The following is a 9,175-nucleotide window of genomic DNA, read 5'->3' as shown; positions in this document are numbered from 1 at the left end:
AGGGACGATCGGTGCGGTCCGCCCGCACGGTGGGCTCGGGCGGACGAGCTCACCGGGGAGCGCAGCCGGGGGAAGCTGCGCCGGGGGGACCTACGCCGGGGGGAGCAGGACGGCGTCGATGACGTGGATGATGCCGTTGGAGGCGGCGACGTCGGGGGTGGTGACGGTGGCGGACAGGAGCTTCCCTGCCGCTTACGGCTTGCCCGACCGCTGGATCTGGAGCGACGAATTCTACGTGACCGCCAATCCCTACGGGGTCCGCATCAACCCGGTCCTGAACGTCGATGAAAACAGCTATGATCCGACCAGAATCTGGCCGGGTCAGGTGGCAAGGCCGATGGGCCGGGACCATCCGGTGGCCTGGCATCATCCTTATGAAAAGGGCCGCGTCTTCGTCACCACGCTCGGCCATAATGGGGAAATGTATCGCGATCCCCAATATCTGGCGCATCTGATGGGCGGGATTTACTGGACAGCGACCGGCCGTTCCGCAGCGCGATAGGCCCCGCCCCTGCCGCCAGATCATAACGGCAGGGGAGAGGCGTTCAGCCCGTCAGTTATTGCCGCCGATGAAATCGCCCAGACCGCCCAGAACGGACCCTTCACCCCGGTTCTGACCGCCGCGGCTTCCTGCGGCTGCCAGCATCCGGCCAGCCAGACGGGAGAATGGCAGGGACTGGATCCACACCTTGCCCGGACCAGTCAGCCGGGCGAAGAACAGCCCTTCGCCGCCGAACAGCACGCTGCGGACGCCGCCCGCCCGCTCCAGATCGAAATCGACCGTGTCGGTAAAGGCCGCGACGCAGCCGGTATCGACATGCAGTTGCTGCCCCGGCGCCAGTTCGCGTTCGACGATCGTGCCGCCCATCTGGACGAAGACCCAGCCGTCGCCCTCCAGCTTCTGCATGATGAAGCCTTCGCCGCCGAACAGACCGGTCATGATCCGCTGCTGGAAATGCACGCCGATCGAGACGCCCTTCGCGGCAGCCAGAAAGCTGTCCTTCTGGCAGATCAGGCGGCCGCCGACCTCATCGAGCCGGATCGGCAGGATCGCGCCCGGTGTCGGGGAAGCGAAGGCCACCCGCGCCTTTCCCTGCCCCTGATGCGTAAAGACGGTGGTGAACAGGCTCTCGCCCGTGATCAGCCGCTTGCCCGCGCCCAGCAGCTTGCCCATGAAGCCGCCGTCGCTGCCTCCGCTGCCGTCGCCGAACACCGTCGTCATGGCGACGCTGGCATCCTTCCAGACCAGCGCTCCCGCCTCCGCGACGGCGCTTTCGCCCGGATCAAGCTCGATCTCCAGAAACTGGAGTTCCTGTCCCTTGATCTCGAAATCAATGTCGTCAGCGACGGCGGCATTGCGATGGTGCTGCCAGGGGCTGGGATTGGGCATGCTTCATACTCCTCAGGATGATGGCGGATCATAAGCCGGAAGGATGCCGTTTTGCCACCGGCAGCCGTCCGATATTCATTGGAGGTAGCCAATTTTATGAGTTTCGACCCTCGGCCAGCGCTCCTACCCTGCGCCGACCGATTGGCGAGGACAGCAGGCGACATGGCGGCGGCAGTGCTCTGGGACAGGTTCGACCTGATCATATTCGACATGGACGGCACGCTTTACGACCAGTCGCGACTGCGCCGCCGGATGCTGGTGATGCTGCTCGCCGAAATCGCCCGCAGCCGCAGCATGGCGGTGCCGCAGCTGTTGCGGGCCTTTCGCCGCCAGCGCGAACGCCTTGCCGATGCGATGGAGGCCGATTTTGCCCGACTCCAATATGTCCTGCCGGGCCACGATCCTGAACGGGTGCGGGCCATCGTCACCGAATGGATGGAGGAGCGGCCCCTACCCTCCCTCCGGGCGTTGCGGACCGCGGGCGTGGCGGAGCTGTTCACGCGCCTGTCCGGAAACCATGTGCTGGCCATCCATTCCGATTATCGGGCGGAACGGAAGCTCGCGGCGCTGGGCCTTGATGCGCATTTGACCCTTGCGGCGGAAGATGTCGGGCGACTGAAGCCCGATCCGGCCGGGCTGTACCGGCTGATGGCGCAGGCCAGAACTGAACCGGCGCGCACGCTGATGATCGGCGACCGGGACGAACGGGATGGGGAGGCCGCCCGCCGGGCAGGAGTCCGCGCCCTCATCCGCGGGCGCGATTTTCGGGATTTCACCGATCCGATCTTCGGCTGATGGCGCTTTCTATCGATAAAAGCCGATCAGGAACACGCCCGCAACGATGAAGGCCACGCCGGCCGCCCGTCCCGCCGATACATTTTCCCCCAGCGCGAAGACCGACAGAAGAACGACAGCCAATATGCCCAGAGAGATAAGGGGATAGGCCATGGACAGGGGCATGCGCGAAAGCACCAGCAACCAGAGAGCAGCGCTGACGCCATAGCTGGCCAGACCAAAGAAGACCGCCGGCTGGAGCAATATCTCCCACGCCGTTTCGATGGACAGGCTGTCGAGTCGCCCCGCCATGCGCAACGCCGTCATTCCGATCTTCATCAGCAATTGAGCGGCCACAGCGAAACTGATGCTGAGCGCCGCGAGAACCCAGACATTCACCGGCATGGCGTCATTGTTCATATAGTGCGCCTCTATCATGCCTTTTCCCTTCCACTTACAGTCCGGTATAGATGCGGCCATCAGCTTCCCGCCGGATCATCTTCAAATTCAGCAGCCGTTGCAGTTCCGCCTCGCTGGCCAGATAGAAGCGCCAGTCCACCCTATCCAGAATGACGATATAGGCGTTCCCTCGGACAAGTTGCGCCCGCAGCCTTTCGACCTGATCGGCAAAGCTGTTGACAGGATTGTCGCGCCCGGTTCGCCGCTGGACCAAGGCTGGCGTGAAGGCTGTAGTTCTGGGCGTCAGATAATTCAGCGCATCCGGCCCATTGCTGTAAATCTTCGCATCATACGGAAGCATATTCACGGCGCGAATAGTGGGCGAAGACTTCCACGACCGGCTGGCAAAGCCTATGCCCTGCGTATAGTCTTCGCGCGTCAGGTCCACGGTCCGGATCACATGGCTGACGATGATGAGCAGGCCCGCGCCGATCACCGTCTGCCGCGCCATGGAGGCCGACCGGCTTTCGCTCCGGGTGCAGGCAAGCGAAGTGGCGGCAATTGTGGCGGCTACATAGAATGGCAAGGCATATCGGCCGTTCAGATTTAGGTTCGCTTCAATGCTGACCGAGAACAGCATGAATCCAATATAGAATAGTGCGTAAAGACCGAAGATATTGACGACGTTCCGGTCAGTTCTTCCGGCAGGATCATTCAATTTCGATCCCACCCAATGAACGGCAAGGACAATGATCGCTCCGGTCAGCATCAAAAGAAAAACAAGCCGCAATGGGTAGGGCGCTGCGGAGGGAAGCAGCTGAACGGTAAGCATGTTCAGCCCGCTCCGCCACAATTGGGCGTCGGTGTTGCCGTTGAAGGCCAGTTCGCGACCGACCGAATGGCCTATGATGAGTTGGCTGACGATCGCCCAGGCGAAGAAGATCGCCGCACCGATCCCGCCCAGCAGCATCAGCTCGCGGATGCGGGTCGGCAAGGGCTTGTTCCGATCGGTGAGGAGCATGACCGATAGGGTCGCAGCGAGCGGCAGGGCAGCGAAGCGCACCAGCATCGACAGTGCGAGAGCGACGGCGCAGAAAATCAGCCAGGAAAGATGTCCGCTTTCCCTATATTTGAGGAAAAGCAGGACCGTCGCGAACAGGGCCGTCAGAAACAGAGGTTCCGACATGGCGACGCTGTGCAGGCTCACATATTGCGGCGCGAAGATGATCGCCGCCGTCCCCAGCGCGGTCGCCGGGATCGAGGCCGTACCTTTCCAGATGATGTGCCAGAGCAGCAGCGTATTGAGGCAAACAAGGAGCAGACCGACGCATTTCGCCGCGGTTTCCATGTCCGCGACCTGCCCGGTCAGGGCCAGAAGCCAGGTGTAGAGCGGCGCGTCATAGGGTGTCGGGCTGAGCCGCATGTAACGCGTGCTGTCGGGAAGAATGCCGATGCCCTGATAGGTGTTCAGGAGAAAGATGATGCCGGCCAGAACCATGGCGTTGACCAGCAACGCGCTGCGCAGAAGGCCCAGATCCGCCTGCCGCGATCTGCCATGGAAAGGCCTGATCATCTCCAGCTTTTCAAGGGATTTGATCAACATTCCGGACCTCGTGACAAGTGCGATGATCTGAAGCGGCCTTCATTGAAGCTATGGCGTCCGAACAGGTTGCCGTCCCGCCTTGCTGGCAGGACAGGCAAGCGGCAGTGGCTTCTTGCAGGCATGGTAGCGGGAGGGGACGGGCGCAGCAATCACACCGGCTGGAGCAACAACTACCGATTAAGGATGATATTCATGGCTCATTGGAAGTAGATCGCAAGGTGCTTATGAGGTATATCACTGTATATAAATGAAAAAATCATCCAATATTTATAAGGCCTTCGATCGGCCTAATTCGATATTGCCAGCAACACCCAATTGCACCGAAGCGCGCACTCTCCCACGCGACTATCAACGTTCGGCACGTCATTCGCCAATGGGAGATGACAATGGAACATATCGCGGCCATGGCCACCGCCTCATCGGCGCGACCCAAGGGGCGTATCGGGGACTATCTGGCTCTGGCGCGCTTCGATCACATGACGAAGCATGTATTCATCGTTCCGGGTGTCATCATTGCCCTGGTCCTGCTCCGTCCGCCGCTGGATCACTTCATCGCCCATCTTGTTCCGGGATTTCTGAGCGCAATATTCATCGCGTCAGCCAATTATATCATCAATGAATGGCTGGACCGGGAATTTGATGCCTATCATCCCTTGAAGTCGAAACGCACGGCGGTTCAGGCCCAACTCAATCCCCTTCTGGTCTACGGCCAATATGCCCTGTTCGGCGGGGCCGGTTTGCTGCTGGCCGCCATGATCGGCGGACTGTTCCTGCCGATCGCCTTCGCCTTCCTGCTGTCGGGGATCATCTATAATGTGCGGCCGATGCGGACGAAGGAACGGGCCTTCGTCGACGTGTTGAGCGAATCCATCAACAATCCGATCCGGCTGACGCTGGGGTGGGCGATGATCGATCCCGCCACTTTCCCGCCCAGCAGCCTGCTGCTGGCCTATTGGATGGGCGGCGCCTTCCTGATGGCGTGCAAGCGCCTTTCCGAATATCGCGACGTCGCGGCGGAAGGCAATCTCGACATGCTGCATCGCTATCGCTCCTCCTTCCGCTATTATACGGCGGAAACCCTGCATGTGTCGTGCCTGCTCTATGCCAATCTCGCGGCCTTTTTCGTGGCGGTGTTCCTGCTCAAATATCGCATCGAATATATATTGGCCTTTCCCTTCATCGCGCTGCTCTTCGCCCTTTATCTCTGGCTGTCGCTGCGGCGCGCGTCGATCGCGCAAAGGCCCGAGCGGCTGTTCCGGTCGCGCCGTCTGGTGACGGCGGTGGTGGCGCTGACGCTGACGCTGGTGCTGACCTCCGTACTTGACATTCCGGGCCTCAGGATGCTTGCCCAGCCCAGCTATGTGCGGCTGAGCGCGCTGCCGGGAGACGGTCAATGACCCCCGCTCTGCCCGATTTCGAAAAGGCCCTGCGCGGCTTTTCCGATGCGATCGTCAGGCGCAAGGGCGTCGCGAACGCGGAACAGGGCGCAGTGGCAGGGGCCGTCGCCGATTATCTGCTGGCGGTCCATAGCCGGATACCGGATTATCTCCGCCTCCCCTTCCGCGTCCTGATCCTGATCTTCGACGCCTCCCCCCTGCCGATGCGCGGCCGCCCCTTCCACCGGCTGGACAGCGATCAGCGCATCGCCTGGATCAGCGCATGGGAAGGTTCCCGGCTGGAGCTCTGCCGGCGCCTGATGGAAATGTATGGGTCGCTGGCCCTGTTCGGCCTCTATTCCGAACTGCATGGCGCCGATTATGCCGATGAACCGGCTTCCCGCCCGGTGGCGGCACATGACAGGTTCGACGCGCATGTCGCCTGAGCCGCAAACCACCGACGTCGCGGTGATCGGTTCGGGTCCCGGCGGCGCGGTCACGGCCATGCTCTGCGCGCAGGCGGGCAAAAAAGTCATGCTGATCGAGGAAGGCGACAATCTGCCGCTGGAATCGGCCGCGCACTTCTCTCGCGAGGAACTGATCCAGAAATATCGCAACGCCGGGATCAATGTCGCGCTGGGACGGACCAAGATGGTCTATGTCGAGGGCCGCTGCGTCGGCGGCGGCAGCGAAGTCAATCGCGGCCTCTATCACCGCACGCCCGACGCCGTGCTGGACCATTGGCGCGCGCAATTCGGGGTCGAGGACCTGACGCCCGATGGCATGAAGCCCCATTTCGAAGCCTGCGAAAGCATCGCCCAGGTCCAGTTTCTGCCCGGAGAGGTGCCGCTGATATCGTCGCGCCTCGCCAAAGGCGCGGACCATCTGGGATGGAGCTGCATGGAGGTGCCGCGCCTCTTCGCCTACGCACCCGCTTCAGCTGGCGATGGCGTCGGCCGCCGCCAGACGATGAGCGAAACATTCGTCCCGCATTTCGTGCAGGCGGGCGGTCATCTGGTCGCCAACAGCCGGGTCGACCGCATCCGGCGCATGGGCGAGAAATGGCGGATCACGGCGCGCAACAGTCACAGTGGCTATGTTCGCGAATTGTCGGCCGACTATGTCTTCGTCGCCTGCGGCGCGGTCCACACTCCTGCGCTGCTCCGCCGATCAGGCATCAGCCACCATGTCGGCAACACGCTGCGCATGCACCCGATGTTGAAGGTGATCGCGGTTTTCGATGACGATGTGAACGTGCCGGGCGATCTGGAGCCGGTCCATCAGGTCAAGCATTTCGATCCCCGTTTCAGCATGGGCTGTTCGATGAGCAAACGGCCCGCACTCGCTTTGGCGATGGCTTCGCAGCGGGCGCATATGGACGACATCGATCGCGATTGGCGCCGCATGGCGATCTACTATGTGCAGAGCACGAGCGGACGGGCGAGCGTACGCAACATCCCCGGCTTTCGCGATCCGCTGGTCCGGGTGCGTATGGGCGGAGAGGATCTGGCGGAGCTGGCGGAAGGATTGCGGCGCCTTTGCGAACTGCTGTTCGCCGCCGGGGCGGTGCGCATCTACCCCTGCACGCCCGGCCTTCCGGTCCTGCATTCGCCCGCCGACCTCGCCAAACTGCCCGACACGCTGGACCCCGGCCACGCCAATCCGACCACCATGCACCTGTTTTCCTCCTGCCCCATGGGTGAAAATCCGGATCGCTGCGCGGCGGACAGCCATGGCCGGGTGCACGGTGTAGACCGTTTGAGCATCGCCGATGCATCGCTGTTGTGCAGCCCTACGGTGGTCAATCCACAGGCCAGCGTCATGGCGGTCGCCCATCGCAATGCGCTGCACGTCATCGAACGCGGCTTCCGATAAGAAGAGGACAGTCATGAGGCATCTGATCACGGGCGGTTCGGGGTTCATCGGCAACCTCACGGCGCGACGGCTGCGCGACCGGGGCGAGCATGTGCGCGTGCTGGACATCTGGTCCGACCCCTCCCGCGAGCGCGACATCGAATTTGTCGACAGTTCGGTGCTCAACCGCGACGGCGTGGCGGCGGCCATGCGCGGCGTCGACATGGTCCACCACAATGCCGCCCTGGTCGCCCAGACGGACGCGGGCCGGGACTATTGGAACGTCAATGTCGAAGGAACCCGGATCGTCGCCGAGGAGGCCGCCAGAGCCGGGGTAAAGACGCTGGTTCACGTCAGTTCGACCGCCGCCTTCGGCATCCCGCCCCGGGGGGCGATCACGGCCGACACGCCGCTCAAGCCGGTGGAGCCTTACGGCATTTCCAAGCTGGCGAGCGAGCAGGTGGCCGAGGAGATCTGCCGCGCCAACGGCATCTCGCTCATTACCATCAGGCCCCGCGCAACGCTGGGCGCCGGGCGGATGGGCATATTCCAGATCCTGTTCGAATGGATACGCGAGAACCGGAACGTCTATGTCATCGGCAGCGGCGACATCCGTTTCCAGTTCATCCATGCCCATGACCTGATGGACTTCTACATGCTGGCGCTGGAGGCCGGGCGATGCGGAACCTACAATGTGGGGACCGACGATTTCGGCACGCTGCGCGGCGATCTGGAAGAGCTGATCGCCCATGCGGCCAGCCGGTCCAAAGTGAAAAGCCTGCCCGAAGCTCTGGCGATCAACAGCCTTCGCCTGTTGCACGCCTTAAGAATTTCGCCGCTCGTTCCCTGGCATTATCTGACCTATCACAAGGAATGTTATTTCGACGTGGCGCCCCTGCTCGCCATGGGATGGCGGCCGCGCTATTCCAACAACCGGATGCTGCACGAAAGCTATGACTGGTATCTGGCCAATGCGCGCGACAAGGTGGTGGCCGCGGCAGGATCGCCGCACCGTTCCCCCTTGCGGCAGGGCGCCCTGTGGCTGGTCAAGCAGATATCCTGATGGTCATGTTTCCGCATGATAGCGCAACTTCATCGTCGCTATCATCGATTCCTCCAGCAATCCGGGGAACTGCGCGCTTTCCAGCAGGAAAGGACCGGGCCGGTTGCTGAGCGTATTGTTCAGCACGCCATACATGATCTGAAATGCGAAGCGGACAAGGTCTTCGCTCACGCTGTCCTGATCGATCCCCGGATGACTCGCCACCCGTTCGAGATAGGCGCTGGCGAGATTCTGGGCATTGCGGCGAAAGGGTTCCCAGGCCTCGCTTGAATCCAAGCTGACCTTGAACGCCGACCGGAAAAATGTGGTCTGCGCCAGATAGCGTTCGACCTGCGCGGCCACCAACCGAGTCAAAATTTCGTCGAAAGGCGCGGTGCGCACGATCCTTTCGAGCAATGGCCCGGATTCGGCGGCCGCGAACACCATCACTGCTTTGAACAGGGTGATCTTGTCGGGAAAGCGGGAATAGAAGGCGCCGGTGGAGCAGCCCGCAGCGGCGCAGATGTCGATGATGCTGACATCGTCGAATGCCGTCTGGCGGGCGATCGTCAGGGATTCGCGGATCAGCCTGTCCCGCAGGGCGCGGCTGCGGGCCTGAACCGCGGGGATGACGCCCACCCGGCTGAGATCCTCGTCGACATCGAAGGCAGGTGGAAGGTTCATCATGACGCCTGCATTGCCGATCCCCTACGGCTTGTCCACCGTTCACAAAACAG

The 9,175-nt window shown here is 62.2% G+C and carries 11 protein-coding genes; 6 read left to right on the top strand and 5 right to left on the bottom strand.

Annotation, left to right across the window (positions count from 1 at the left end; translation table 11 throughout):
- Positions 1–90: 90 nt before the first annotated feature.
- Positions 91–177, bottom strand: a complete 87-nt coding sequence (locus ACFC3J_RS01230) for a fasciclin domain-containing protein (protein WP_375194395.1) — start codon at positions 175–177, stop codon at positions 91–93.
- On the opposite strand from ACFC3J_RS01230, the gene ACFC3J_RS01225 reads away from it, so the two are divergent.
- A complete protein-coding gene (locus tag ACFC3J_RS01225) occupies positions 158–502 on the top strand; it encodes a ThuA domain-containing protein (protein ID WP_375194394.1) in 345 nt (114 codons plus the stop codon). The genes ACFC3J_RS01230 and ACFC3J_RS01225 overlap by 20 nt on opposite strands.
- A 51-nt stretch (positions 503–553) precedes the next feature.
- On the opposite strand, the gene ACFC3J_RS01220 is transcribed toward ACFC3J_RS01225, so the two are convergent.
- Positions 554–1,390 (bottom strand): TIGR00266 family protein, encoded by an 837-nt coding sequence (locus tag ACFC3J_RS01220; RefSeq protein ID WP_375194391.1) that lies wholly within the window; start codon positions 1,388–1,390, stop codon positions 554–556.
- A gap of 162 nt (positions 1,391–1,552) precedes the next feature.
- On the opposite strand from ACFC3J_RS01220, the gene ACFC3J_RS01215 reads away from it, so the two are divergent.
- Positions 1,553–2,185, top strand: a complete 633-nt coding sequence (locus ACFC3J_RS01215; protein WP_375194390.1) for an HAD family hydrolase — start codon at positions 1,553–1,555, stop codon at positions 2,183–2,185.
- A gap of 9 nt (positions 2,186–2,194) precedes the next feature.
- Here the strand turns inward: ACFC3J_RS01215 and ACFC3J_RS01210 are convergent, their stop codons facing one another.
- Positions 2,195–2,602, bottom strand: coding sequence for a permease (locus ACFC3J_RS01210; protein ID WP_375194389.1), 408 nt, complete (start codon positions 2,600–2,602; stop codon positions 2,195–2,197).
- Positions 2,603–2,618: 16 nt separating this feature from the next.
- The gene (locus tag ACFC3J_RS01205; protein ID WP_375194388.1) at positions 2,619–4,166 is read right to left on the bottom strand and encodes a glycosyltransferase family 39 protein; all 1,548 of its coding nucleotides are present in this window, start codon (positions 4,164–4,166) and stop codon (positions 2,619–2,621) included.
- Positions 4,167–4,546: 380 nt separating this feature from the next.
- On the opposite strand from ACFC3J_RS01205, the gene ACFC3J_RS01200 reads away from it, so the two are divergent.
- Genes ACFC3J_RS01200 through ACFC3J_RS01185 form a run of 4 tightly spaced genes read left to right on the top strand, consistent with a single transcriptional unit; the run spans position 4,547 to position 8,459 of the window.
- A complete protein-coding gene (locus tag ACFC3J_RS01200) occupies positions 4,547–5,563 on the top strand; it encodes a UbiA family prenyltransferase (RefSeq protein WP_375194387.1) in 1,017 nt (338 codons plus the stop codon).
- Complete coding sequence (locus ACFC3J_RS01195; protein WP_375194386.1) at positions 5,560–5,988, top strand: hypothetical protein; 429 nt, start codon at positions 5,560–5,562, stop codon at positions 5,986–5,988. Before ACFC3J_RS01200 ends, ACFC3J_RS01195 begins: the two co-directional genes overlap by 4 nt.
- Positions 5,960–7,417, top strand: a complete 1,458-nt coding sequence (locus tag ACFC3J_RS01190) for an FAD-dependent oxidoreductase (RefSeq protein ID WP_375194385.1) — start codon at positions 5,960–5,962, stop codon at positions 7,415–7,417. The genes ACFC3J_RS01195 and ACFC3J_RS01190 overlap by 29 nt, the downstream gene beginning before the upstream one ends.
- Positions 7,418–7,430: 13 nt before the next feature.
- Positions 7,431–8,459, top strand: coding sequence for an NAD-dependent epimerase/dehydratase family protein (locus ACFC3J_RS01185; RefSeq protein WP_375194384.1), 1,029 nt, complete (start codon positions 7,431–7,433; stop codon positions 8,457–8,459).
- A 3-nt stretch (positions 8,460–8,462) separates the two neighbouring features.
- On the opposite strand, the gene ACFC3J_RS01180 is transcribed toward ACFC3J_RS01185, so the two are convergent.
- The gene (locus ACFC3J_RS01180; RefSeq protein WP_375194383.1) at positions 8,463–9,125 is read right to left on the bottom strand and encodes a TetR/AcrR family transcriptional regulator; all 663 of its coding nucleotides are present in this window, start codon (positions 9,123–9,125) and stop codon (positions 8,463–8,465) included.
- Between the last annotated feature and the right edge of the window lie 50 nt (positions 9,126–9,175).

Origin of the sequence: Sphingobium sp. (genome assembly GCF_041987595.1) — a bacterium.
Lineage (GTDB): Bacteria > Pseudomonadota > Alphaproteobacteria > Sphingomonadales > Sphingomonadaceae > Sphingobium.
This window is presented reverse-complemented; position numbering and strand designations above follow the sequence as displayed.